The 25,549-nt window shown below is 72.1% G+C and carries 19 protein-coding genes and 1 tRNA gene; 6 read left to right on the top strand and 14 right to left on the bottom strand.

Annotated elements, in window-relative coordinates:
- Positions 1-596, top strand: a 596-nt coding sequence (locus ABD978_RS43095) for a serine hydrolase (RefSeq protein ID WP_345367457.1), incomplete at its 5' end; no start/stop codon positions are given.
- Between the two features lie 127 nt (positions 597-723).
- Here the strand turns inward: ABD978_RS43095 and ABD978_RS43100 are convergent.
- The 3 genes from ABD978_RS43100 to ABD978_RS43110 all read right to left on the bottom strand — a co-directional run bounded on the left by ABD978_RS43100 (position 724) and on the right by ABD978_RS43110 (position 4,730).
- Entirely contained in the window at positions 724-1,287 is a 564-nt protein-coding gene (locus ABD978_RS43100; protein WP_345367459.1) for a DUF3618 domain-containing protein, read from the bottom strand.
- Positions 1,284-1,733: a phage holin family protein gene (locus tag ABD978_RS43105; protein WP_345367461.1), complete on the bottom strand. Its 450-nt coding sequence runs from the start codon at positions 1,731-1,733 to the stop codon at positions 1,284-1,286. Before ABD978_RS43105 ends, ABD978_RS43100 begins: the two co-directional genes overlap by 4 nt.
- A gap of 90 nt (positions 1,734-1,823) precedes the next feature.
- Positions 1,824-4,730 carry a CHAT domain-containing protein gene (locus ABD978_RS43110; protein ID WP_345367463.1) on the bottom strand — a complete coding sequence of 969 codons (2,907 nt, stop codon included), beginning with the start codon at positions 4,728-4,730 and terminating at the stop codon, positions 1,824-1,826.
- 157 nt (positions 4,731-4,887) lie between these two features.
- Between ABD978_RS43110 and ABD978_RS43115 the strand changes: the two genes are divergently transcribed.
- Positions 4,888-9,081, top strand: a complete 4,194-nt coding sequence (locus ABD978_RS43115) for a CHAT domain-containing protein (protein ID WP_345367465.1) — start codon at positions 4,888-4,890, stop codon at positions 9,079-9,081.
- On the opposite strand, the gene ABD978_RS43120 is transcribed toward ABD978_RS43115, so the two are convergent.
- Positions 9,078-9,851: a L,D-transpeptidase gene (locus ABD978_RS43120; RefSeq protein WP_345367467.1), complete on the bottom strand. Its 774-nt coding sequence runs from the start codon at positions 9,849-9,851 to the stop codon at positions 9,078-9,080. The two genes, ABD978_RS43115 and ABD978_RS43120, sit on opposite strands and share 4 nt — an antisense overlap.
- Positions 9,852-10,037: 186 nt before the next feature.
- The gene (locus tag ABD978_RS43125; protein ID WP_345367469.1) at positions 10,038-10,583 is read right to left on the bottom strand and encodes a hypothetical protein; all 546 of its coding nucleotides are present in this window, start codon (positions 10,581-10,583) and stop codon (positions 10,038-10,040) included.
- A 660-nt stretch (positions 10,584-11,243) separates the two neighbouring features.
- Between ABD978_RS43125 and ABD978_RS43130 the strand changes: the two genes are divergently transcribed.
- Positions 11,244-12,488 carry a S9 family peptidase gene (locus ABD978_RS43130; RefSeq protein WP_345367471.1) on the top strand — a complete coding sequence of 415 codons (1,245 nt, stop codon included), beginning with the start codon at positions 11,244-11,246 and terminating at the stop codon, positions 12,486-12,488.
- 4 nt (positions 12,489-12,492) lie between these two features.
- Here ABD978_RS43130 and ABD978_RS43135 read toward each other — a convergent pair whose 3' ends face one another.
- The 9 genes from ABD978_RS43135 to ABD978_RS43175 all read right to left on the bottom strand — a co-directional run bounded on the left by ABD978_RS43135 (position 12,493) and on the right by ABD978_RS43175 (position 21,187).
- The gene (locus ABD978_RS43135; RefSeq protein WP_345367473.1) at positions 12,493-12,936 is read right to left on the bottom strand and encodes a MarR family winged helix-turn-helix transcriptional regulator; all 444 of its coding nucleotides are present in this window, start codon (positions 12,934-12,936) and stop codon (positions 12,493-12,495) included.
- Positions 12,933-13,352, bottom strand: coding sequence for an SRPBCC family protein (locus ABD978_RS43140; protein WP_345367475.1), 420 nt, complete (start codon positions 13,350-13,352; stop codon positions 12,933-12,935). Before ABD978_RS43140 ends, ABD978_RS43135 begins: the two co-directional genes overlap by 4 nt.
- A gap of 148 nt (positions 13,353-13,500) precedes the next feature.
- Positions 13,501-14,004: a GNAT family N-acetyltransferase gene (locus ABD978_RS43145; RefSeq protein WP_345367477.1), complete on the bottom strand. Its 504-nt coding sequence runs from the start codon at positions 14,002-14,004 to the stop codon at positions 13,501-13,503.
- Between the two features lie 202 nt (positions 14,005-14,206).
- A complete protein-coding gene (locus ABD978_RS43150) occupies positions 14,207-16,540 on the bottom strand; it encodes a transcriptional regulator (protein ID WP_345367479.1) in 2,334 nt (777 codons plus the stop codon).
- A 1-nt stretch (position 16,541) separates the two neighbouring features.
- Positions 16,542-16,615, bottom strand: a tRNA-Arg gene (locus ABD978_RS43155).
- 48 nt (positions 16,616-16,663) lie between these two features.
- Entirely contained in the window at positions 16,664-18,061 is a 1,398-nt protein-coding gene (locus ABD978_RS43160) for an aldehyde dehydrogenase (NADP(+)) (protein ID WP_345367481.1), read from the bottom strand.
- Positions 18,058-19,017, bottom strand: coding sequence for a PH domain-containing protein (locus ABD978_RS43165; RefSeq protein WP_345367483.1), 960 nt, complete (start codon positions 19,015-19,017; stop codon positions 18,058-18,060). Before ABD978_RS43165 ends, ABD978_RS43160 begins: the two co-directional genes overlap by 4 nt.
- A gap of 11 nt (positions 19,018-19,028) precedes the next feature.
- Complete coding sequence (locus ABD978_RS43170) at positions 19,029-20,033, bottom strand: zinc-dependent alcohol dehydrogenase (protein ID WP_345367485.1); 1,005 nt, start codon at positions 20,031-20,033, stop codon at positions 19,029-19,031.
- On the bottom strand, positions 20,030-21,187 hold the full coding sequence (locus ABD978_RS43175) for a mandelate racemase/muconate lactonizing enzyme family protein (protein ID WP_345367487.1): 1,158 nt from the start codon (positions 21,185-21,187) through the stop codon (positions 20,030-20,032). The genes ABD978_RS43170 and ABD978_RS43175 overlap by 4 nt, the downstream gene beginning before the upstream one ends.
- Before the next feature lie 226 nt (positions 21,188-21,413).
- Here ABD978_RS43175 and chvE point away from each other — a divergent pair, with 226 nt between their 5' ends.
- From chvE to mmsB, 3 genes are all read left to right on the top strand, one after another.
- Positions 21,414-22,547 (top strand): multiple monosaccharide ABC transporter substrate-binding protein, encoded by a 1,134-nt coding sequence (gene chvE, locus ABD978_RS43180; protein ID WP_345367489.1) that lies wholly within the window; start codon positions 21,414-21,416, stop codon positions 22,545-22,547.
- A gap of 197 nt (positions 22,548-22,744) precedes the next feature.
- On the top strand, positions 22,745-24,292 hold the full coding sequence (mmsA, locus tag ABD978_RS43185; protein WP_345367491.1) for a multiple monosaccharide ABC transporter ATP-binding protein: 1,548 nt from the start codon (positions 22,745-22,747) through the stop codon (positions 24,290-24,292).
- The gene (mmsB, locus tag ABD978_RS43190) at positions 24,289-25,533 is read left to right on the top strand and encodes a multiple monosaccharide ABC transporter permease (protein WP_345367493.1); all 1,245 of its coding nucleotides are present in this window, start codon (positions 24,289-24,291) and stop codon (positions 25,531-25,533) included. The genes mmsA and mmsB overlap by 4 nt, the downstream gene beginning before the upstream one ends.
- Positions 25,534-25,549: the final 16 nt, after the last annotated feature.

Consider the following 25,549-nt stretch of genomic DNA (forward strand, 5'->3'; position numbering starts at 1 on the left):
CGGCCAACGGCGGGCACTGGAGCAACCCGGTCACGATGAGCTCCCTGGACACCGCCAAGCTGCTCACCCTCATCAACGGCGCGCCGGGCACGGTGTGGACCGCGCCGAACGGCAAGGCCGTCACCAGCGACGTGCTCAGCCCCTCATCCCGCGCGTTCTTCAAGAAGGAACTCGCCGACCAGGGCATGAACGACGTGCTGTCGACGGTCAACTGGTGCGGCGCGGACTACCCGGCCCCCGGCATCCCCCAGCTCGTCCCGTCCCGGTGGATCGCCGCCGACGGCAGCGTCACCGTCGACGGGGACGCCTACCAGCACGACGTGCGGCCCTGCAACGCCAACGCCGAGGTCACGTTCGCCCACAAGACGGGCCTGGTCAACAACTCCGGCAGCGACGCGGGCATCGTACGGTCCCTGCCCGGCAAGGACGGCCGCAACTACATCATCGCGGTCTTCTCCAACCTGGGGAACCAGTACGTCGACCCGAACCGCCCGCCGACCGCGCCGGGCGCGCACCCGGTGGCCTACAGCGAGAAGTACGCCCAGCTCGGCCTGATCATCGACAAGTACGAGGCCGCGAAGCACGGCAGCCGCTAGGCGGCTCGCCGTCGCCGCCGAGGGTTCTTCGTCACCGGCGCCACGGAGACCCTCGGCGGCCGCCGCTCGGTTTGGCCGCCCGGCACCCGGGTCGCGAGGACGTCCGGGTGCCGGGCGGAGTCGTTCGTCAGCGCCGCCTGCGGCCGCGACGCCACAGCCACAGCCCGGCCGCCGCGCAGACCCCGGCCGCCGCGTAGAGCGCGCCGGGCCGCCGGCCCGCGGCCTGCGTCGCCTGCCGGCCGGTGCGCGCGACCGTCCGCCGCGCGGGCTCGGGCACGGCCTGCCCCACCTTGGCCACCGGCCCGGCCACCTGCTCCCGCACCTGCGGCGCCTTCTCCCGTACGGTCTGCGTCAGCGTTCCGAGGGTCCCGGTCGCCTGCTCCCGCAGTTGCGGGGCCTTCTCCCGTACGGTCTGGGTCAGCGTTCCGAGGGTCCCGGTCGCCTGCTCGCGTAGCTGCGGGGCCTTCTCCCGTACGGTCTGGGTCAGGGTCCCGAGGGTCCCGGTCGCCTGCTCGCGCAACTGGGCGGCCTTGCCACGGACCCGCGCGGGCACGTCGGCCTTCGCCGCCAGCGCCTCCACGGTCTCGCCCAGTTCCTCTCTCGTCTGCTCGATGTCGGCCTTCAGCTCCTGCCGGTCATCCGGCCGGCCCTTCTTGTCTTCGGCGCCGCCCGCCGTCGGGGAGTCGCTCATCGGGAATGCCCTTCCTTGAGATGGTCCTTGATCTCGTGCACATCGGTCTTCACGGATTCGGTGGCCTGCTCGGGCAGGGGCGGCGTCGCCCGGCGCAGCCGCGACCGGCCCGCGGCGGCCAGCAGGCCGGCGATCGCCAGCAGCACCACGCCGACGATCAGGGCCGCCGCCCAGACCGGCAACGCGACCGCGAGGCCCGCGACCGCCGCGCCGATCAGCGTGGCGCCGCCGTAGAAGGCGACGGTCCCGGCCCCGCCGAACAGCCCGGCGCCGCGCCCCGCCTCCTTGCCCTTGTCGGCCAGCTCGGCCTTTGCCAGCGAGAGCTCCTGACGGATCAGCTCACTGATCTGCCGCGTCGCCCGGCTGACGAGGTCTCCGGTCGAATCGTCGTGCTCCGAGGGGGAGCCGGCCGGGGTCGTCGTGGAAGTACGGACGTCACTCGCCATGCCTGCACCTTCTCCGCCGTTGACCGCTCTTCGTTCGGGGTAGGTGCGGCGGAATACCCGGAGAGCAGCCGACCTAACACGAAGCGGAGTCTAAATACGGACTCGACCGGCGTTCGTGCTGAATCGCACCGGCTCTGACGACCCGATCGGGTCGGGCGTCAGCGTTTGAGATATACCCCGAAGAGCTGACTGAGCAGCTTGCCGACGGAGGAGTCGCCGAGCCGCTTGGTGTGCAGCTTGAACGTCCAGCCCTTCTCGGGATCGCGTTCGAGGCGGATATCGGTCCGGAACGCCAGCAGCACCAGCGCGCCCACGCCGAGCGTGGCGGGGTCGAAGCGCTCCCGCGCCCCGGGCTGGATGTCGATGGCCCGCTCGACGAGGTCGCGGGTCGCGGCGTCGCCCTCGGCGAGGTGCGCCAGCGCCGTACGGGCGAGCGCCCCCGGAGTGGCGTCCGGATCCGGCTCGGCCAGCCCACGGGCGTCCGCCACGGCCTCGGCGACGTGCTGCTCCGTCCCCCGCAGCGAGGCGGCGTCCACCGGGACGCCCTGCCGCTCCAGCACGAGACGCAACACCCCGATGGCGTCGTCGTCGGCCAGCGCGGCGATCCGGTCGTTGCTCATTCGTCCTCCGGTAGGTCGACGCCGAGATGGTGCAGCACAGTGACCACCACGGCACGGTCGACCGGGTCCCAGAGGTACGCCGCCACCGAGGGATCGCGTGCACCCGAGAGTATGCGTCCGACCGCGTCCGCCAAGGGGAACCGGTCATCGTCCCGAGCGAGCGGCCGGGACAGCGCCTCCTCGCCGGACGGCCCAGGTCCGCCCACAGGAGATCCCAGGTCGACTCGAGCACCGGGTCGATCCGGTCGTCCTCCTCCAGGCAGCACAGGAAGAAGAAGGCGTCGCGTTCGGCCGGTGCTAACCCGCCGATCAGGCTCCGCGTCCACGCGCCGAGGGCGTGCAGATAGTCGTCACCGGTGGCATCGGCCGCGCCCGTGGTGAAGAACCGCTCGGGCAGTACGGAGGTCTCCCGCCAGGCGTCTCCGGCCGTGGTCACCAGGTCTCGCAGCCGATTCGGGTCGGAGGCCTGGCCTTCGGCCAGTTCCAGCAGCTTCGGGTGGCCCTGCGCGGCCTCGACGACCCGCGCGGCCAGCCGCCGGGCCGCGTCCGCCTCGATGCCCTCGACCGTACCTTCGAGCAGCCGGTTCAGCGCGGGAAGTTCCCGCGCGAGCAGCAGCGCCTCGTCCAACGGGAGAGCGTCGATCGGCTCGACGCCGATGCGGCGGTCGAGGCCCTCGGGGAGCCGCCGACTCGTCAGCACGAGCCGGCTCAGCCCTGAGTGGTCCGTCAGCGCCGCGACGACGGCGCGCCAACGCGGGTCGCGCCACTCGCCGGACCCGGTGAGCAGGGACTCGACGTTGTCGGCCACGATGAGCAGCCGTCGTCGCTCCGCCAGCTCGGTCAGGCGAGGCAGGAACGGATCCAGCCGGTCCGCGTCGTCGACCAGGTGCGCGAACTTCAGTTCCGGCAGGGCCGACTCGAGCTGGATCGCGAACCGGGTGAGCGCGTCGGTGATGTCGCGCCCCTCATCGGGCGCCTTGAACCAGACCAGTCGCTCGAACACGTCCTCGTGGGTGTAGGCGAGTTCGAGTGCGCAGGCGGTCTTGCCCGCTCCGGGCATGCCGTGCAGCAGCACGCCGGACGAACCGCTGCGCGGGGCGAGTGCGCTGCTCGATCGCGCCATCACCCCGACGCGCCCGACGAAGCGCTCCGGCTGGGCCGGGAAGCCGGCGAGCTTCAGCCGCCAGGGGGCGTAGGACTCCGATTCGGTACGGCGAGGGGCGGCCAGCCGCAGGTCGACGGCGTGCGCGCCGAACAGGGCGGGGGTCGCGACGGACAGCGGAGGGCACGCGGGCGTCGGGGGATCGCGGACCACCTGCCGCAGCGCCGTACCGAGCGCGCGCGGCAGCGGCTGTGCCTTCTCGGCGAGCAACCCGTAGAGCTTCTCCGCGAGGTCGATGGCGAAGTCGTCGATGATCGGATAGCGCATCGCGAGAACGGCGCAGTCCAGCCGGTCCGCCAGTTCGGTGGCCAGCGCGGCCGTCGGGCGGTCCGGAGCGGCCGTTCCTGTCGAGCGTTCGTCGGCGAGGGCGGGAGGCGGGGTCAGCTTCAGCAGGCGGAGCTGTTCGGCGGCGGTGAGGGCGGCCGACCAGCAGGACGACAGGCTGACCAGCGACAGCCGCTCGCGCGCCAGGTCCAGCAGGTCGGTCAGGTCGGCGGCGTCGATCGGGTCGGCGGACCCGTCGGCGTGCTCCAGCAGCAGTTCGCCCGGCTCTCCGTGGCCGGAGATGTGGACGATGTCCCAGCCCTCGTCCTCTTCCAGGATCTCGCGCAGCCGCTCGCGCGTCGCCCCGTACTGCAGGACGCGGACGTCGACGGCCCGGCCGTGCACGGCGGCGATCTCCTGGAACAGCCGGGACAGCGCCTGGCGTTCGCGGCGCAGGTTCAGCGGGCGGTGCCCGGTCGGCAGGCTGAACAGGCCCAGCACCCGCAGCCGGTCCCGTACGCCCTTCGTGGGACTCGTCCGCTCGGTTCCGACCTGGGTGACGAGGGTGACGTTGCGCAGGGCGAGGGGGCGGCCGTCGACGTGGGCGAGCTCGAACGGCCGGAACGCCAGCGTTCGGGCTTCGGCGGGCACGACGATCCGTACCGTCGCCGGGCGCTCCCGGACCATCGCCGCGCCGAGCGGGCCGAACACCTGCTCGCCCAGCCACGCGCCCACCTCGGCGACGATCCGCGTCTCCTGCTCCATCCGCCGGTCCGGCGCGGTGTGCCAGAGCAGGTAGGCGCGCAGGTCGGTGAACGCCTCGTATTGCCAGTCCGTCTCGTCGAGCCGTACCTCGTGGTCGCCGAGGAACCGGCCACCCGGACCGGTGAGCACCCACCGCCACCGCGCCGGGCCGTCATAGTCCGTGACCTCGCACCGGAGTTCCGCCACGACCACCTCCGCCGATCACCTGGTCCGAGCGTACGTGCGGTGGCGGCGGGATCGCCGTTGAAATCTGGGTGTTCGGGAGTTGAGATCGGATAGCGACCTGTTCCTCCGCGATCTAGCCTGGCCGAGGCGACGGCCGAGCGCCTATGAAGGAGGGCCCATGACGGCGGCCATCATGCTTCGGGCCGTCGACTTCGACGGGCCGGAGCGCTGGCGGTGGGAGCTGAGCGACGCGGACGGCGCGCTCATCGCCGCGCATGACGTACGGCTCGACGGGGCGGACTGGCGGTACGAGGCGTTCGGCGACCTGTACGGGTACCTCCAGTGGCGCGCGGCTCCCGACCGGCGGCTCGCCGCCGAGACGGAGATCGTCGAGGAGGTCGGCCGATGGGCCGGCGAGCAGGTGTTCGGGCCGGTCGGCGCGGCGCTGGCCGACCGCGCGCCGCTGACCGTGCTCGTGGACGTCCCGGACGCGGCGCACCTGGTGGCGTACCGGCCGCTGGAGCTCGCCCACGTTCGGGGGACGCCGCTGGTGTCGCACGGCGTGAGCCTCGTCCTGCGCGTCGGGACCGAACCGCCGCGCGCCGCCCGACCGGTCGAGGAACGGCTGCGGGTCCTCGGGCTGTTCAGCCTGCCGGTGGGCAGCTCGGCGCTGAACCTGCGCAAGGAACGCCACGAGCTGACCGCGTTGCTGCGACGGATCGCCGCCGTGGGCGGTCGCGCGGTCGAGCTGCGGGCGCTGCAGTACGGCGTGACGCCCGACCGGCTGCGGGAGGTCGTCGAGGACGGCGATGGCTGGGACGTGCTGCACCTGTCCGGCCACGGGGACCGGGGCGGGTTCCTCCTGGAGAACCCCGACGGGACGCCGCTCCCCGTGCCGGCGGAGCAGCTCGCCGACTGGCTGCGGCCGCTCGGCGAACGCCTCAAGCTGGCGGTGCTGTCGTCCTGTTCGTCGGCGGCGCTGACCGCCGCCGAGCATCTGCGCGTGCTCGGCCTGGAGCCGTCCGTCCGCGCGAACCCGCCGGCCGACGTCGACGAGCCCATGCGGGAGACGCCGCCGCCGACGCTGGCGGCCGCGCTGACCGGGCGGCTCGGCTGCGCCGTTGTGGCGATGCGCTATCCGGTGGCGGACGAGTTCGCCATCGCGCTCGGGAACGGCCTGTACGAGCGGCTGATCAGGCACGGACAGCCGCTCGCCACCGCTTTAACGCGGGCCGTGCGCGAGGCCGTGGCCGTGCCGCCGACGCCGGACCGCCCGCCGCTGTCGGTGGCCACGCCCGCCCTGTTCGGGTCATCGGCCCGCGACCTGCGGCTGTCCGCTCCGCGGGAGCGGCCGCCCGCGTTCGCCGAGGAGGTGAAGCTGCGCGACCTGCCGCCGCAACCGGATCGCTTCGTCGGGCGGGTCGGCGTGATGGCCACCGCCAGCGAGGTGCTGGCACCGGAGAGCCGCCGGTCCGGGCTGGTGCTGCACGGCATGGCCGGGGCGGGCAAGACCTCCTGCGCCGCCGAACTCGCCTACACCCACGCCGACACCTTCCCGGCCGTCGTCTGGTACGAGGCGCCGGAGGAGAGCCAGGACATCACCGGCGCGCTCTCCGGTCTCGCCCTCCGGCTGGAGGGACACATCGAGGGGCTGCGGCTGGTGCACCTGCTGGACGACGACGCCGCGTTGCGGGCCGAGCTGCCCAAGCTCACCGAGTACCTCGAACGCAAGCGGGTGCTCGTCGTCGTCGACAACGCCGAGACGCTGCTCACCGCGGCAGGGGAGTGGCGGGACCCGCGGTGGTCCTCGATGGTCGACGCGCTGACCGCGCATCAGGGCTACTCCAGGCTGGTCGTCACCAGCAGGGTCCGGCTGGTCGGCCTGCGGCCCGGGGTGGACGTTCAGCCGATCCACGCGCTGTCCCGTGACGAGGCCGTCCTTCTCACACGCGAACTGCCGAACCTGCGCGCCCTCATGGACGGCACCGCGCGGGTCGACGTGGACGCGGGCCGCCGACTGGTGGTCCGGGTGCTGGCCGCCGCGCAGGGCCACCCGAAGCTCCTGGAACTCGCCGACGCCCAGGCCGCCGACCGTACGCTGCTGAGCGGGCTGACCGCCGCGGCCGCCGGGGTCTGGGACGGCGCGGACCGGTCGCCGGACGACTTCCTCCGCACCGGGGAGCCTGGTACGGCGGCGGAGGACTACCTGGCGGTCCTCCGCATCTGGACGGAGCGGATCGTCGGCCGGCTGTCGGCGTCCGTACGCGACCTGTTCGCCTTCCTCTGCTGCCTGGAGCCGGCCGACCGCCACGTCGGGGTCGCGATCCGCACCTGGCCGGCGCTGCGGGAGCGCCTGCGCCGTTCGGTGCGGGCGTCGGACGTGACCGCCGGGACGGCGGTGCTGCGCGCGCAGGGGCTACTGGAGGTGCATCAGGGCGGGGCGTACGAGATCCATCCTGGCGTCGCCGGCGCGGGCCGGGCGATGGCCGGACCGGAGTTCCGGGAGGCCGTGGACGCCGAACTGGGCGCCTTCTGGAGCGAGCAGATGGAGGCCGCGGGCGCTCCGGGCCCGCACCAGGGATCCGAGGAGATGGTGGCCGGGATGGGGCTCAGCGCCGTTCCCTACCTGCTGCGGCTCGGGCGGTCCGAGCAGGCCGGCCGGGCACTGGGCATCGCGGTGACCCGGAACCCCACCCGCGAGACCGCCTTCCAGGCACTGCCCACGCTGCGGCGGCTGCTGGAGGAGGCGATGGGCACGGAGGAGGAGACCGAGGCGCACGGTCGGCTGGCGCGCGCCCTGAAGCACGTCGACCCGGCGGCGGCGGAACGGCACGTCCGCGCGGCCCGGGAGGCCGCGCTGCGGCAGGGCAACCACTGGAACATCGCGGCGGCCGCCGTCGAGCTGGTCGACGTGTGCCTCCACAATGGCGACGCCAACGAGGCGCTGCGGTTCGCCGAGGAGGCCATCGACCATTCCCGACGGGCGGGAGCGGGTCCCTGGACCGTGCTCATCGGCGAGCTCGCCCGGGTCAAGGCGCTGCTGCTCCTGGGGCGGATGGCCGAGGGCCTCGCGGAGATCGACCGGCTCTGGAGGCGCGTCGACGAGATCCCGGCCGATGGCGGGCCCGTCGAGGCGGTACGGCCGCGGCAGGTCGTCGAGGAACTCCTCGGGATCGGTGTCGCCGCGGCGACCCAACTCGGTCAGTCGGAGCAGGCCCTGAGGATGCACGAGGACCGGATCGCCGCCATGCGCGGCCGGGACGCCGACGCGGACGAGATCCTGTGGGTGGAGGTGAGCATCTGCGGGCTGCTGATGGAGCTCGACCGCGTCGAAGAGGCGCGTGCGATCCTCGAGCGCAGCCGTGCGGCGTTCGCCCGATCAGGCGACCTCAGGCGGCTCGGTGCCATCCTCGGTCACCTGGCCGACGCCGAGGCGGCCCGCGGTCATCCGGAGGTCGCGGTCGGCCTCCGCCGTGACGCGCTGCGGTACGCCTACGCGCAGGGCCTCGCCAGCGCACCCCTGCACGACCACTACCGCCTGGCCGAACAACTCGAGCAGACGGGCGAGACGGCGGGGGCGGTGGCGCACTTCCTGGCGGCGGCGGCGATCGGCGCGGTGGCCGGCATGGAATGGGCGATGAGCGGCGGCGCGCGGCGGGCCGGTCGCCTGATTCGCGGCTCGGCCGACGCGGACATCGCGCCGGGCGACCTGGCGGACCTGTGCCGACGGGTCGGTACGGTGCCCGGGGTGGCGCTGGACGCGCTCCTCGAACGCCTGGTGCCCGCACCGGAGCGGCGGGAGAGCCTGTGGGCCGGGATCGTGGCCGCGGCTCAGGGGCCGGACCTCGTGGCCGACGGCGCGTTCGCGGCCGCGAACCTCGCCGCCTGGGAGGCGGCCATCGCCGGGATCCTCGCCGCCCGTACCGACCCGGAGGCCGCCTCGGCGATCGACGCCCACCTCGTGTCCTGTGCCGAGAACCTGTTCATCGCCCCGCTGGCCACCGCGTTGCGGAGGATCCGAGCCGGAGAACGCGATGAGCGGCTCCTCGAGGACCTCGAGCCCTGGGCCAGGGCGGTCGTCTCCCGCGCCTTGGACGCGCTCGCCGGACGCGTGGCCGTGCCGGTCGAGCTGTGGCACGCGATCCCGGCCGGTCCGCTGCTCGGCGACATCGTCCTGGCCCTGTGCGGCCACTCGGAGGCCGACGCGCGGGCTCTCCGGCAACTCGACGACCTGACGCGACGGCGGTGGCGACCGGCCCTCGTCCGGGTGCTGCGCGAGATCTTCGATGGTGCGCGCGCTCCCGAGGCAGGGGCCGGCCTGGAGGATCCGCTGGACCGCGCGATCGTGGCGGTCGTTCTCGCGAACGTCTAGGACGCGATCTGCACCGGGGTGCCGAGCGGCAGCATCTTCGCCATCTTGGTGATCACCGTGTTGCCGACGCGGACGCAGCCGTGGCTGACGGAGGTGCCGAGCGACTTGGGCTCGTTGGTGCCGTGGATGCCGATGATCGGGTCCTGGCCGTTGAACTGGGTGAGCGTCGTCGAGTAGCCGTTCAGGCCGTAGGCGTACGGGCCGTACGCGCCGTTGGGGTTCGGCGCCTGCAGCAGTTCGGTGAGGTAGTAGCGGCCGCCGGGGGTGGGGGTGTCGGCCTTGCCGATCGCCGCCGGGGTGTCGATCAGCACCTGCTTGCCCTTGTACACCTTCACGCGGTGCGCCGACTGCAGGACCTGCACCCAGTAACTCGTCTTGGCGGTCGTGACGTCCTTCGCGGCGATCCAGCCCTGGCTGCCGTTCGGCGGCGCCGGCAGCAGGACGTGCAGCCAGCCGGGCTTGGTGCCCACCACGAGGAAGACCCGCGTGACGCCGTCCGGGTTCGGGTTCTTCAGCCGCATGCTCGGATCGGCGTCTCCGGGGTTCTGGTAGATCTGCACCGTCTTCGTACGCGCGGTGGCGATCGTGCTCGGGCCGTCGCCGAACTTCGCCGAGTCGGTGGCGGCCGCCGTGGAGTTCGTGTCCGCCGCCGGGGCGCTCTTGCCCGGGTGGGCGGAGCCGCCGCCGCAGCCGGTCAGCGTGATACCGAGGGCGACGCCGATCGTCGCGGCCGCCCAGCGGGGCCGCGACGCGGCCGTGCTGATGGACATCGGTCTCGCTCCTTAGCGAATCGCGGGTTGGATGACAGGCGGGCGGCCCGGGAACGCACCGTCCCGGGCCGCCTGTGAGCGTTCGTTCGCGGGCGGGGCCTGGGATCGCGCCATCCCGGGCCGCCTGCGAGCGTTCGTCGTGTCCGGGAACGCGCCTTCCCGGATACGACGGTCAGCCTTCGTACGTCAGCCGGTGAACTTCGGCTGCGCCTTGACCGGCGTCGCCGGGCGGGCCTCGCCGCTGGGCGCCGTCGGGACCGGCGTCGCCGTCGCGGGCTTGGCGCTCGACTTGGTCGGGGTCGGGCTGGGCTTGTGCGTCACCGGCTTGCCCGGCTTGTGGGGCTTCTGCGTCGGGGTCGGCGCGGCGGCGCAGTGCTTCACGCCGAACGCTCCGTGCCGCTGCCAGACCGGCAGCCGGCGGTTGTCGGGACGGTACGCCACCACGGTCACCTTTGACGCGTGGGTCGGCAGTGCGACGGCACCGCCGGCGGGCGCGGGGATCTTGCTGTTGCTGTGGCCGCCCTTGTCGTCGTTCCAGGTGAACGGCACGGCGCCCCACTTGTTGGGGTTGTAGACCATCCAGTTCGGCTGACCGTTCGCGCCGCACTTGGCCTCGAGCCGGAGCGCGGGGTCGCGGTCGTTGCAGGCCCACGCGGGGGACGCGGCCAGGGTGGTGACGGCGAGAGCGCCCGCCGCACCGGCAAAAGTGAGAGTCGCCCTTTTCAGGCGCATGCAGTACCTCCAGCGAAGGGAAGTAGGTCTGAGAGCGCCGCGAGACTGAATTCATCAACGACGCACGCGGCACCCTATCCGCCAGATAACGCTCATGTCTCACTGTTCGCCTAGTTCTTCGTCATTCGTCACATTACTCCCAGCGATCACCACCTTTCGGCACGTGATGGCAGCGCCATTGGCGATCCGGTGAGCAGCGCCGATGCGACCTCGAACGGCCGTCGGTGCCCTGACTGTTGGTTTTCTCCCGTCCGAAAATTCGGTTCGATGCAACGGTGGCTGAAAGGCGCACTGTCTCGGCGGCGGCAGGTTCGGTAGTCGCGGATGTCGCAGGCGCTGGTCCTCCCCGGTGGCCTGAAGGTGGAAGGCCGGTCGCGCCGGCCGGGGCGGAATGCTCGGCGAACGCCGCGCGCTCGGACTCGCGAATAGGACGAAGCGGCGTAAACAGGGCGGCGATGCTCGCGTTATCCGAGACTTTCGCGGGTGCCGGTCTGGTGCGGTCATCAACGCCCTGGATCGCCGTCGTCCCTGGCACCGAAATCCTCGGCGCCGACTTCAAGGCCATTCGGTGTGGGGGGGCTGGGTACACCGTGGTCGCGGGGGTTGGCAGGCTGGGGCCGACCGGCGGGCGTCCCTAGCGTCGGCGGTATGAGAATTCCTGTGAACCGACGAGCCGTCGCCCTCGTGACGGCCGCCTGTGTCGCCCTTGCCGGGACCGTCGCGGGCCCCGCGTCCGCGAACGCGCGGACCCGGGCCACGGACCCGGCCGGCGACCGGGGCACCCTGGCCGCCGCCCCCGTACGCCTCCGCGTCCTCTCGGCCGAACAGACGCGTACGGCGCTGGGCAAGGCGGGGTTCGTGCAGGCCGGCGTGCGTTACGGCGTCGAGCTCGACCGCCTCGTCTACCGCACCGTGGACGCCGAGGGCCGGCCGACGATCGCCAGCGGCCTGGTCGTGCTGCCACGGGGCGGCGACCGGAGGCCGCGCCTCGTGTCGTTCACCCACGGCACCCAGAGCTACAAGGAGGACGCCCCCTCGATCGGCGAGGACGACTTCTCCGCCGCCCCGGCGATGACGTTCGGCGCGGCGGGCTTCGCCGCCGTCACTCCCGACTATCTCGGGCTGGGCAAGGGGCCGGGTACCCACCCGTGGATGGACGTCCCGTCGGAGACCACCGCCTCCCTGGACATGCTGCGCGCGGCCCGCGCGTTCATGGCAGGCCGGGGGCGGACGCCGCAGCGACGCGTGCTGGTCACCGGCTTCTCGCAGGGGGCGTCGGCGGCACTGGGGCTGGCGCGGGCGCTGCAGGACGGCGCCGACCCCTGGTACCGGCTCGGCGCGGTGGCGCCGATCAGCGGCGCGTACGCCTTCCGCGACGCCGAGCTCCCGGCGGTCCTCGCGGGCCGGGAGATCGCCCCGAAGCTCGGCGTGGCCTACGTGACGTACCTGCTCGTCTCCTGGAACCGCCTGCACCACCTCTACGACGCGCCGGGCCAGGTCTTCCAGGCGCCGTACGCCGACAAGGTGGAGCGGTTGTTCGACGGGACGACTCCCGGGCAGGAGATGCTCGCGGCGCTGCCCGATGACCTCGACCATCTCCTCACCCCACACGGCCTCGAGCTGCTGCGGCACCCGTCCGGGGCGTTCGCCGCGGCGCTGCGGGTGGCCGACGCGACCTGCACCGGCTGGGCGCCGCGCGTTCCCGCCCGGCTGTACTACGCCACCGGCGACGAGCAGGCGGTCACCGCCAACACCGACCGCTGCCGGACGGCGTTCCACGCGAGCGGTGCCGACCTGCCGACGATCGAGCTCGGTCCGATCGACTACCAGGGCTCCCGGCACCTCGGGACGGCGGTGAGCGGCACCGCGGCGATCGTCGACTGGTTCAGCCGCCTGCCCGCCTGATCGGTTACGGAGTCGTCTCGTCCGGCGGCGCGGCCAGCGGCCTGAGGATCCGCAGCAGCGCCGCCGGGTCGGGCACCCGGCGGAAGAACTCCGCGTCGGCCGCCTCCACCGCCTCGACCGCCGCGCGCGCCACCTCCGCGCCCCGCTCGGTCACCCGAAGCCGCCTGGCGCGGGTGTCGGCGGGGTCGACCCGGCGTTCGACGAGGCCCTTGTCCTCGAGCTTGCGCACCACCTGCGACGTCATCTTGATGTCCGTGGCGGCCCGCCGGGCCACAGTGAGCTGGTTCGGCTCCTCACCCTGGGAGTTGAGCCACCAGGTGGTGGCCAGCAGGACGAACTGCACGTGGGTCAGGTCGAGCGGGGCCAGGGTCGCGGTCATCTCCCGCTGCCAGCCCAGCGTGACCTGCCAGAGCAGGAAGCCGGGGCTCTCGTCGGGATGGTGTGTCATCGGCCCTCGGCCAGCCGGACGAGCGCCGCGACGGTGTCGGGGAAGTCCGCGGTGATCGCCGGGCCCAGCTCGGGACCGGCCTGGTCGGCGGCCGGCCCGTCGATCTCCGTGCGGTAGACGATCCGGCTCCGGCCGTCGCCGAGCGGTTCGACGCGGTGCGTCGTGGTGACGACGAAGTCGCCGGCGTCCAGCTGGTCGACGAACAGCGCGTTCTCCGCCACCTCGACGACCTTCAGCACGACCGGTTCGTCATCGGGCGGCGTCATGGTGATCTGCGTTCCGACCGCGAACGGTCCGTCGATCTCGACCTTCTCGATCTCGGCGTTCCACGTGCCCCAGCCGGGCACGTCGGCCCACAGCCGCCACACCGCCTCCGGGGAGGCGACCGTCTCGGCGGTGTGCTCGTACTCCCACATGGTGATGCTCCGTTCGCGCGGGGATCCGGAAGTTATTCTACGCACAGATAATCTTCGCGTCTATTAACTGCCGCGACTGGGGCGAGGGTGGGCTGACCGGCCGAGGGGGATCGGCAGCGGGATGCCGCTGCCGATCCCCGTGAGCTGGCTACCGGCGGGCCGGCTGTGTCGCGCTCAGGACGAACCGGGCGGTGTTCTGCTCGGTGTCGGTGTGCGATCGCCGAAAGCCGGCCTTCTCCAGGACCCGGAGCGAGGCGGGATTCGACAACTCCACGTTGGCGTAGACCGTGTGGACGCCCGGTGCGGTAAGGGCGAACGCGGTCAGTGCGCGCGTGGCCTCGGCGGCGTAGCCGCGGCCACGCCGGGAGGGCACGATGCCGTACCCGATCTCCAGGGTGCCGTCGCTGGGCGGCCAGAACAGGCCGATCGACCCGACCACCAGACCGCCGTCGCGCTCGATGACCTGACGGTGGCCGTACTCGTCCAGCCAGGCGGGATGCTCGGCGAACAGGCCGACGATGACGTGATCGCCCTCGGCGGGGAAGTCCTGGGCCCAGTGCGCCGACCGGGCGCCGTCCAGGACGGCGGCGGCCTCGCCGGGGGTCCACGACCGCAGGATGAGGCGGTCGGTGGTCAGATCGGCATCGGTCACGGAAAAGAAAGAAGACACCTGAGTCTCCTGGTCGTTGGTGACGACCCGGACCGCGCTCTAAGCCTGCGCGGACCGGACAAGGGCATGCTGAAGACGGCTGCTGGCAGCCATATTCATCAACCTCCCTCGTCCCGGAGTGATCAGGCGTCTCTCGCGCCGCGGCAAGGCTAACAGCCCTTCGTACTCCGGGCCAACCGTTCAACTAAGCGACGTCGCGCATCCAGTGGCCGGTGGTGCTCCAGCCGGTGAAGCGGCGGGCGTTCGGGGCACTGCCGTCGTCCAGGCCGCCGCCGACGAGGACGTGCCGCAGCCCGGCGAGCACCGGCGCCAGCCGCCGTACGACGTGCTCCGGGTGGCGCCGGACCTCCTCCTGGATCCCGGCGATGACGGTGATCTGGTCCTCCAGACCGCACAGCGACAGGAAGAACACCACCTGCCGCCACGCGTACGCGGCGTCCTTGATGACGCCCAGCGAGCGCCGGTTGCCCTCCACCTGGGCGATGCAACGGCACACGGTGGTGAACGCCCGGCGGGCGAGGTCCGCCCAGCCTCCGGCCGGATCCACGCCGATCGGGTGGATCAGCGCGGCGAGGTTGTGCGTCGTGAGGATCTGCGCCTGCTCGATCACCGTGCCGTTCGCCGCCACCCATGAGCCGCCCGCCAGGTCCCCGGCCCGCGCACGGCACACCGCGGCGAACCGGTCGGGCTCGGGCAGCCCGCGGACCGCCGCGTAGTCGATCCCGTAGTACCGGTCGTAGAGCGTGCCCTCGAGCAGGTCGGCGGCCAGCCGGGCGGCGCGCGGGAACTTGGGGGAGAAGGCGCCCATGAAGATGTCGGCGGCCAGCTCCTCGGTGAACGGCACGTCCAGGCTCGCCTGCCGGGACAGCGTGGACAGCTCCCGGATCAGCGGATTAGGCAGGATCGTGCCCGGGAAGCCCTGCAGCGCCAGCTCCCCGAGGCGTACGAGCGCGGTGCGCGCCGAGCCACCGCCTCGGGTCGCGGAGCGGTACGGCGTCACCGCGCCGACCCAGGGCAGCTCCTCGAGCCGGACCTGACGCTCCAGGTTCAGCAGGAGCAGGGACCGCCGGTTGCGGAACGCGCGGTACGTCGCGGCCATCAGCGCGCCCAGCGCGGTGTCCTCGTACGCCTCGGCGGTGGTCGCCGCGACCAACTGGGGAACGAGCTCGGCCAGCACCTCGGCCGACGTGACGATGCCGCGCTCGACCAGGGTGGCGATCGGGGCGCTGAGCGCCCGTTCGACGATCCGCCGCAGCGCGTCCGGGACCTCGGCGCCCGCGGGCGCCCCCGTACGGGACTCCTCCTCGGTCACCGGCCGGACCACCGCGTCGACCGAGGGCAGGCCGGCGTCCGGCGGCAGATCCGCCAGCCGCGCGACGAGCAGCTGGGCCAGGACGTGCGTCGCCGGGCGGGAGGCGTTGACGGCCTGGGCGGTACGGAGCGCGATGTGCCGCGCCGACCCGGGAACGCCGCGCCGACGGACCATCGAGTCGACCGCGTGCCGCAGCAGGCCGCGCAGCCGCGGATCGAGCTCGCGCCCGGCGACCGCCTCCTCCAGCGCGGTGCGCAGGATCGCGAGGTTCTCCTTGGGGCGGCGATGCTTCGTGCACAGGGTGTGGACAGTGGCGAGCTCCCGATACCGCGCGAGCAGGCCGGCGCCGCGCTCCCGCCAGCCGTCGGGCTCGGTGGCCGCGACGCGCCCGGACTCGACCGTCTCCAGCCAGTGCGTCAGGAGTTCGTCGGCGAACGGGTTCCAGACGGTCAGCGCCTCGTTCATCACCGCGACGGCGTCGTTCGGGCGGCGGCCGTCGAGCGCGGCGCGTACCTCACCGACCGTCTCGCGGTGCACGACCTCACCGCCGGACGCGGGCGCACCGCCGGACGCGATCGCGCCATCGGATGCGGCCGCGCCATCGAACGCGGGCGCGCCGCCGGATGCGGGCGCGTCATCGGACGCGGACACGCTGCCCGGCGCGGACCCGATGGTCGGGCGCGGGGTGAAGCGGAGCCGGTCGGCGAACGGGTGGATCTCCTCCAGCAGCGTGAGCGCCGCCGGCCGGTCGCCCGCGCGCAGCAGCCACGCGACCGTGAGCAGCGCCGCCTCCTCCGGCACGGCCACCTCGTACGCGCCGCCGTCCAGCAGCGCGTACAGCTCGGCCAGGCCCGCGTCGGTCAGGTGGTGGCGGAACAGCGCGTACCGGTCGGCGGGCACGCCGGCCCGGCGGCAGGTCTCGACCTCGTGCGGCAGGAGGGGCCCGCCGGCGGCGGCCTCGCCCGTGGCGAAACCGCCGCGTACGACCTCCGGGGTGACCCAGGCCGGGAGCCCGGCGACCGGCGTCCGCGACCCGACCGTGACGGTGCCGTCCGCCATGCCGGTCAGCACGCGCTCCCAGCGGCGCACGCGCTCCTCCGCGCGCCGCCGGGTCTCGTCGTCCTCGTGGCTCGACGCGGTCGTGAACGCCTTCGCCAGCTGCCGGAACGGGTACCCGGCGCCGACGCGCACCTCGGGAGAAACCATGCCGGCGTGGCGGGTACCGCCCCCGCGCCCTCCGGGTCCGGAGCCCGGTGCTCTGTCTGACTGAGCTACACGCCGATGCCCCGGAGGGTACGGGCGGGGGGATCACGTCGGCAACGCGTTATCTCACCGGACCGTCGGCGGGAGCAGATCGTCCGGCAGGCCCTGGAAGGCGACCGGGACCTGGAAGCGCCGGATCGCGGCGGTGCCGACGGACGTGTGCAGCGGCGCCGTCGTCGCGGGCCAGGGGCCGCCGTGCTGCATCGACCGGTTCACCGCGACGCCGGTGGGCCAGCCGTTGTACACGATCCGGCCGACATGCCGGGCCAGCTCGGCGACGAGGCCGCGCGCCAGGCCGGCGTCGGAGGGCTCGGCGTGCACGGTCGCGGTGAGCGAGCCGGGCACGGCCGCGACGGCGGCGCGCAGCTCCTCCTCCGAGGAGTACTCGACGATGACCGAGGCCGGGCCGAAGCACTCCTCCGTCAGCTCGGGCCGCGCCGCGAACTCCTCGGCGCTCACCGCGAACAGGTGCGCTCCCGCGCCCTCCGCCACGGTGCGCGTCGCGCCCGCGAGGCGCTCGACGCCGGTGCGGAACCCGTCGGTGATCTGCGGCGTGAGCAGCGCCGGCGCCGCGACCGCCGCGACCGCCGCCGAGAGCACGGGCTCCAGGCCGTGCCCGGCGGGCAGGAACAGCAGACCCGGCTTCGTGCAGAACTGCCCGGACCCGAGGGTGAACGACCCGACGTAGCCGCGCGCGATCTCCTCGCCGCGGGCGGCGACCGCCGCCTCGGTGACGAAGACCGGGTTGATGCTGCCCAGCTCCCCGTAGAACGGGATCGGGTCCGGACGGCTCGCGGCGGCGTCGAACAGCGCCCGCCCGCCGCGTACGGAGCCGGTGAACCCGGCCGCCCTGATGTTCGGGTCGTTGATCAGGGCCATGCCCGCGTCGAACCCGTGCACGATCGCGAACGTCCCCTCGGGCGCGCCCGCCTTGGCGAGGGCCTCGGTGACGATCTCGGCGGTACGGGCCGACGTGCGCGGGTGGCCGGGGTGGGCCTTGACGATGACCGGGCAGCCGGCCGCCCAGGCCGAGGCCGTATCGCCGCCCGCGACCGAGAACGCGAACGGGAAGTTGCTCGCGGCGTACACCGCGACCGGCCCGATCGGCAGCAGCGCCCGGACGAAGCCGGGCTCGGCGACGTCCTGCTGGAAGCCCTCGCCGCGCGCCTCGCCCGCCAGCAGCCGCAACTGCCCGGTGGTACGTTCCACCTCGCCGCTCAGGCGGGTGGCGCCGAGCGCGGTCTCGGCGTCGGCCAGCGGCACGAGCTCGTCGGCCGCGGCCTCGAGGGCGTCGGCGACGGCCTCGAGCAGCGCGGCCCGGTCGGGCAGCGGCAGCTCCGCGAGGGGGCGCGCGGCCTTCGCCGCGGCGACGCCCAGCGCGGCGACCGTCTCGGGGGACGTCTCCGGCACGCCCGGCTCCAGGCGTTCGCCGGTCCGGGGATCGACTCCGTACAGCAGCGTCATCGCACGTCTCCGTCGGTGGGGAAGCGGTTCAGGGTGCCGGGCAGGCGGGAGCCGAGCGGGGACATGTCGCCGTCCGCGCCGAGACGCTCCAGGATGTCCAGCGCGAGACGGCCGCGGTGGACGCGCTCCCGCATGGCGTTGACGGCCAGGTCGCGCAGGTGGCGGCCGACCGGGTAGATGCCGGGCATGTTGCGCAGGCCGAACTTCAGGTAGATCGGCGCGCCGCAGCGGATCAGCTCGGCCGCGTCGTACAGCCGGACGAAGCCGCCGAGGTCGTCGGGCGCCTCGACGTAGAAGTCCATCGGCGCGGCGCTCTGCGCCCGCAGCTCGGCGATCTGCCCGATCGTCAGGTCGCTGGGCACATTGATGGAGTCGCCGCCGAGCTTCTCCCAGATCGCGTACGCGGCCGGGTTGACCGGCCCGACCAGCGCCGAGACCTTGAAGGTGACGTCGGCGGGCAGCACACCGGCCGCGCGCAGCCGGTGCAGCGTCCACAGCACGCCCTCGTCGGCGACGAGCAGGCAGCGGACGCCGAGGGCGACGGCGCGCTCGGCCTCCTCGACGCACTGGGCGAGCTGGTCGCGGCCGCGGGCGCGCGGCCCGGAGCCGCCGGACGACGCCTTGACGCCGGCGCCGACGTCCCACGTGCCGCGCGGGCCGACGAACAGGCACAGCTCGATGTGGCGCTCCTCGCACGCCTTGACCATCTCGGTGATCTCGGCGTCGGTGAGCATCCAGATGCCGCTGCCCTGGCTGATGCGGTGGACCGGCACCTCGAGGCGGTCGACCTCCTCCAGCGCGGCGGCCAGCACCTCCGGCCCCTCACAGGAGGGCAGCTCGGTGCGCCAGCTTCCGCCGTCGGGGAACCGGGCCTCCGAACCGGCGGGGGCGCCGCCGCGGGCGGGCATGCCGAGCCGGTCGAGCAGGTGCTCACCGGGATACCGGGAAACGCTCATTACGGGTACTCCTAGGGCTTCAGGATGATCTTGCCGACGTCGTCGCCGCCCCGGCCGAGCAGCGCCACCGCTTCGGGGTAATCCTCCAGCGGCAACTCGTGTGTGACCAGGGGGCCGAGGTCGAGCAGGCCGGCGGTGAACGCCCGCACCGCGTGCGCCCAGGCCGCCGACGAGGCGCCGAACACGCTGGTCACGGTGAGCTGACGGCCGACGATCAGGGAGGGGGACAGCATCTCCGGTTCCACGCCGGGGATGCCGGTCAGCACCAGCCGGCCGCCCTTGCGCACCTGCCGGGCGGCGGCCGCCGCCGAGTCGCGGGCGCCGGCGGTCTCCACGACGACGTCGAGGTCGAGCTCGCCGAGCCGGTCCGGGTGGAAGTAGGCGGTCGCCCCGCCCGCCCGCGCGACCGGCTCGCGGCCGGCGCGCGGGTCGCTCACGACGAGCTCGGCGGGAGACGAGGCGGCCAGGAGCTGGATCGTGAGCAGGCCGAGCGTGCCCGCGCCGACCACGCCGACCCGCTCGCCGGGCAGCGACGCGGCGCGGAGCACGGCGGCGGCGGCGACCGCCGCCGGTTCGAGCAGCACCGCGGCCCGCAGGTCGGTGCCCGGCGGCAGCGGGTGCAGCAGCCGGGCCGGCACGACCAGGTGGTCGGCGAACGCGCCGGGCCGGGTGAACCCGATCTCGTCGTACCCGGCGTGGCACAGGTTCGTGTCGCCCTCGCGGCAGCGGACGCAGGTCTGGCAGCTCACGAAGCCCTCGCCGACCGTCGGCAGGCCGGTCAGCGCCGGGTCGACGCCGGGACCGGTCGCCACGATCGTCCCCGACCACTCGTGGCCGGGGACGACGGGGAAGGAGCAGTACGCCTCCGGGCGGCCGCCCTCGTACAGCTCGCGGTCGCTGCCGCAGATGCCGGCCGCGGCGACGCGGACGAGGACCTCGCCGGGGCCGGGCACGGGCACGTCTCCCTTGATCAGCCGGTGCCGGCCCGGCCGCTCCAGGAGGATGGACCGGCTCACTTGGTCCTGGCCGGGTCGCGGTAGTGCCAGTCCTCTTTGAACAGGTTGAAGTTGGCCTGCTGGCGGGGGAACTCGGCGAGCGCGTCCAGGTCGAGCTCGACGCCGAGGCCAGGGGCCTCAGGCAGCGAGAAGTACCCGTCGACGACCTCGGGCAGGCCGGGAGCCACGCCCTTGATCGCCGAGTCGGCGAAGTCGTTGAAGTGCTCCTGGATCTTGAAGTTCGGCGTGCAGGCCGCCAGGTGCAGGTTGGCGGCGGTGAGCACCGGGCCGCCGACGTTGTGCGGGGCGATGAGGGTGTAGTGCGTCTCGGCGGTGGCCGCGAGCTTGCGGGTCTCCAGGATGCCGCCGATGTGGCCGACGTCCGGCTGGATGATGTCCACGGCCTGCAGCTCGAACAGCTCGCGGAACTCGATCCGGTCGTGGATGCGCTCGCCGGTCGCGATCGGCAGGTCGGTATGCGCGGAGACCTTGGCGAGGGCCTTGAGGTTCTCCGGCGGGCAGGGCTCCTCGAGCCAGCTCGGGTTGAACGGCGCGAGCAGGCCGGCCAGCCGGATCGCGGTCGCCGGGGAGAACCGGCCGTGCATCTCGACCAGCAGCTCGGCCTCGTCGCCGATGGCGTCGCGGACGGCCTCGACGAGGCTCACCGCGCGCATCGTGTCGGCGTGGTCCAGCTCCATCGTGCCGGTGCCGAACGGGTCGAACTTGAGCGCCTTGTAGCCGCTCTCGATCACCTTCTCGGCCGCGTCGTGGAACGCCTCGGGGGTGAGGTCGACGGTGTACCAGCCGTTGGCGTACGCCTTGATCTTGTCGCGGACCTTGCCGCCCAGGAGCCGCCACACGGGTTGGCCGAGGGCCTTGCCGACGATGTCCCAGCAGGCCATCTCGACGCACGCGATCCCGGACATCGCGATCTCGCCGGCCCGGCCGTAGTCGCCGTACTTCATCCGGTGGACGAGGTCCTCGATGTCGAAGGGGTCGGAGCCCTTGATGTGGTTGATCTCCGCCTCGGCGAGGTAGCCGATGAGCGCGTCGGTGTGGCTGAGCATCCGCGCCTCGCCGACGCCCGTGAGCCCCTCGTCCGTATGGACCTGAACGAACGTCAGGTTGCGCCAGGGGGTGCCGGCGACATGTGTCGAGATTCCGGTGATGCGCATGTGAAGCAACGCTCCTCTTGGTACGGGCCGGAGGCGGGCCGCGATGACCTCCCGGAAGCCGGATGTTACCGGTCACATGGGCAAAGTCAATGGCCGAGCCGAGGCAGGGGCGTTGCAGAACTGTGTCTTGACATCGGATTTGTGACCGGTAACACTCCCGACACAGCAGTGGGAAACCAGGCCGTAATACCGGCGTAACCGCCCAGCCCCACCCCAAAGGTGAGACATGAAAATCACAAAGCTGGCCACGATGGCCACGGGCCTGTTCATGGCCCTCAGCGTGACCGCGGCGTGCGGTTCGAGCACCAAGACCGTCGACAAGAAGGGCTCGGACGCCGGTTCGGCCAAGGGCGCGCTGATCGGCGTCACCATGCCGACCAAGTCCTCCGAGCGGTGGATCCACGACGGGGACAACCTGAAGGCCTCGCTGGAGAAGCTGGGCTACAAGGTCGACCTGCAGTACGCCGAGAACGACATCCCCACCCAGGTCAACCAGATCGAGAACCAGATCACCCGGGGCGCCAAGCTCCTGATCATCGCCTCGATCGACGGCACCGCCCTCAGCACGCAGCTGCAGGAGGCGGCCGACAAGAAGATCCCGGTCATCGCGTACGACCGGCTGCTGCAGAAGTCGCCGAACGTCGACTACTACGCCACCTTCGACAACTACAAGGTCGGCGTCCTGCAGGCCACCTCCCTCCTCGTCGGCCTCGGCCTGAAGAAGGAGGACGGCTCCGACGGCACCGCCAAGGGCCCGTTCAACATCGAGGTCTTCGCCGGGTCGCCGGACGACAACAACGCGACGTTCTTCTACAACGGCGCGATGGCCACCCTGAAGCCGTACATCGACAAGGGCACCCTGGTCGTCAAGAGCAAGGAGACGGACTTCAAGACCGTCGCGATCCTGCGCTGGGACCCGGCCACCGCGCAGAAGCGCATGGAGGACCTGATCACCAAGGCCTACACCGGTGGCACGAAGGTCCAGGGCGTGCTGTCCCCGTACGACGGCCTGTCGATCGGCATCCTGTCCGCCCTCAAGAGCGCCGGCTACGGCACCTCCGGCCAGCCGTACCCGGTCGTGACCGGCCAGGACGCCGAGCTCGCCTCGGTCAAGTCGATCATGAAGGGTGAGCAGTACTCCACCGTTTACAAGGACACCCGCCAGCTCGCCGCGGTGACCGTCAAGATGGCCGACACCGTCCTCAAGGGCGGCAAGCCCGAGGTGAACAACACCAAGGACTACAACAACGGCGTCAAGGTCGTTCCGTCGATGCTGCTCCAGCCGGTCGTGGTCTACAAGGACAACGTCCAGAAGACCCTGGTCGACACCGGCTACTACACGGCCCAGCAGCTCCAGTAGCGGGTCACGGGCGGGCGGCGCCGTCGGCGCCGCCCGCCTGGCGTCACAGTGAAGGGCATCATGACCGAGCGGAGCGAGGGCATCATCAGGCACAGCACCTTGGTCATGGGGCCGACGAAGGAGGTCCCATGACCGAGCGAAGCGAGGGAGTCGAGAGGCGCAGTCCCTCTGGTCACTCCTCCGACGCAGGAGGATCCATGACCGACGACGCGATTCTGCGGATGAGCGGGATCACCAAGACGTTCCCCGGCGTCAAGGCGCTGCAGGACGTGAACCTGGTGGTGCGACGCGGCGAGATCCACGCGATCTGCGGTGAGAACGGCGCGGGCAAGTCCACCTTGATGAAGGTGCTGTCCGGGGTCTACCCGCACGGCTCGTACGAGGGCGAGATCCATTTCGACGGCGAGCCGTGCCGCTTCTCCGGCATCCGCGACAGCGAGAAGCACGGCATCGTCATCATCCACCAGGAGCTGGCGCTCAGCCCCTACCTGTCGATCGCCGAGAACATCTTCCTCGGCAACGAGCGGGTCAGCCGGGGCCTCATCGACTGGAACAAGACGAACTCCGACGCCGCCGAGCTCCTCACCCGCGTCGGCCTGGACGAGAACCCGGTCACCCCGGCGATGGACCTCGGGGTCGGCAAGCAGCAGCTCGTGGAGATCGCCAAGGCGCTGTCCAAGGACGTGAAGCTGCTCATCCTGGACGAGCCGACGGCGGCCCTGAACGACGCCGACTCCGCGCACCTGCTCGACCTGCTGCGCGGCCTGCGCGACCAGGGCATCACCTGCGTGATCATCAGTCACAAGCTCAACGAGATCAAGGCGATCGCCGACTCGACGACCATCCTGCGGGACGGCCGGACGATCGAGACCCTCGACATGGAGAAGGACCTCGTCACCGAGGACCGCATCATCTCCGGCATGGTCGGCCGCGACCTCGAGCACCGCTACCCCGAGCACGAGTCGAACGTCGGCGAGGAGGTGCTGCGGATCGAGGACTGGACCGTGCGCAGCCCGACGCAGCACGAGCGCCTCGTCGTGTCCGGGGCCAACCTCACGCTCCGGCGCGGCGAGATCGTCGGCCTGGCCGGGCTGATGGGCGCCGGCCGTACGGAGCTGGCGATGAGCGTGTTCGGCCGCAGCTACGGCGTGGGCATCACCGGCCGCATCTTCAAGGACGGCAAGGAGATCCGCGTACGGTCGGTCCGCGAGGCCATCCGGCACGGCATCGCGTACGCCACCGAGGACCGCAAGCGGTACGGCCTGAACCTCATCGAGGACATCAAGCGCAACGTCTCGACGGCGGGGCTGCGCAAGCTCGCCAGGCGGGGCTGGGTCAACGACAACGAGGAGACCCGCGTCGCCGAGGGCTACCGCAAGAGCATGAACATCAAGGCACCCACCGTCGCGGCGGTCACCGGCAAGCTGTCCGGCGGGAACCAGCAGAAGGTCGTGCTGTCCAAGTGGCTGTTCACCGACCCGGACGTGCTGATCCTGGACGAGCCCACCCGCGGCATCGACGTCGGCGCGAAGTACGAGATCTACTCGATCATCAACGAGATGGCCGACCAGGGCAAGGCCGTGCTGGTCATCTCCTCCGAGCTGCCCGAGCTGCTCGGCATCTGCGACCGCATCTACGCGATGTCGGCCGGGCGCATCACCGGTGAGGTCCCCCGCGCGGAGGCCACGCCCGAGCGGCTGATGCAGTACATGACCCGTTACGACGAGGAGCAGGTAGTTTCATGAGCAGCGTGGCACCGGCCCGCTCGGACCAGGGCGAGGCCCCGCCCCCGTCCCGCAGCGTGGCCGACCGGATTTTCTCCGTCAACCTGCGCCAGAACGGCATCTATGTCGCGTTCGCGCTGATCGTCGCGCTGTTCGCGATCCTCACACACGGGGACCTGCTCTCGCCGGAGAACATGTCCAACGTTCTCGTGCAGAACTCCTACATCCTGATCCTGGCGATCGGGATGATCCTCATCATCATCGCCGGGCACATCGACCTGTCCGTCGGCTCGGTCGTCGCCGTCTGCGGCGCGATCTCCGCCGTGCTGATGGTGAACCACCACATCGCCTGGCCGCTCGCCGTCATCCTCACCCTGCTCGCGGGCGCGGTGATCGGCGCGTGGCAGGGCTACTGGATCGCCTACTTCGAGATCCCGGCGTTCATCGTGACGCTGGCCGGCATGCTCGTCTTCCGCGCCCTCACCCTGACCGTGCTGGGCAACCAGGGCATCGGCCCGTTCCCCGACCAGGTGCGCACGCTCGCCAACGGCTTCCTGCCCGGCTACTTCGGCAACGTCGGCCTGGGCCCGCTCGGCGGCGCCGACCTGTTCACCCTCATCGTCGGCGTGATCGCCGTCGTGGGCATCGTGGGCACCCAGTGGCGGGCCCGGCAGGGCCGCGCCGGCTACGGCCAGAAGGTCGAGGCGCTGCCGCTGTTCGTCGTGAAGATGGCGCTTGCCGCGCTGGTCGTCATGTTCATCGTCATCCAGCTCGCGCGGTTCAAGAACATGCCGGTCGTGCTCGTCGTCCTGACCGTCCTCGTCCTCGCGTACACCCTGGTCACCACCCGCGCCGTCTTCGGCCGGCACATCTACGCCCTCGGCGGCAACCTGCAGGCCGCCCGGCTGTCCGGCATCAAGACCAAGTCCGTGGTGTTCTGGCTGTTCGTCAACATGGGCGTGCTCGCCGCGCTGGCCGGCATCATCTTCGCCGGACGGCTCAACCAGGCCGGTCCGACCGCCGGCACCAACTTCGAGCTGGACTCGATCGCGGCGGCGTTCATCGGCGGCGCGGCGGTGCAGGGCGGTGTCGGCAAGGTGGTCGGCGCCATCACCGGTGGTCTGATCATGGCCGTGATCAACAACGGCATGTCGCTGCTCGGCGCGCCGAGCGAGCGGGTCATGCTGATCAAGGGTCTGGTGCTGCTGGCCGCCGTCGCGTTCGACATCTGGACCAAGCGCCGCGCCGGCGCCTCCCGGTGAGAATCTAGGATCGATT

Source organism: Actinoallomurus liliacearum, from assembly GCF_039542035.1.
Taxonomy (GTDB): Bacteria; Actinomycetota; Actinomycetes; order Streptosporangiales; family Streptosporangiaceae; genus Actinoallomurus; species Actinoallomurus liliacearum.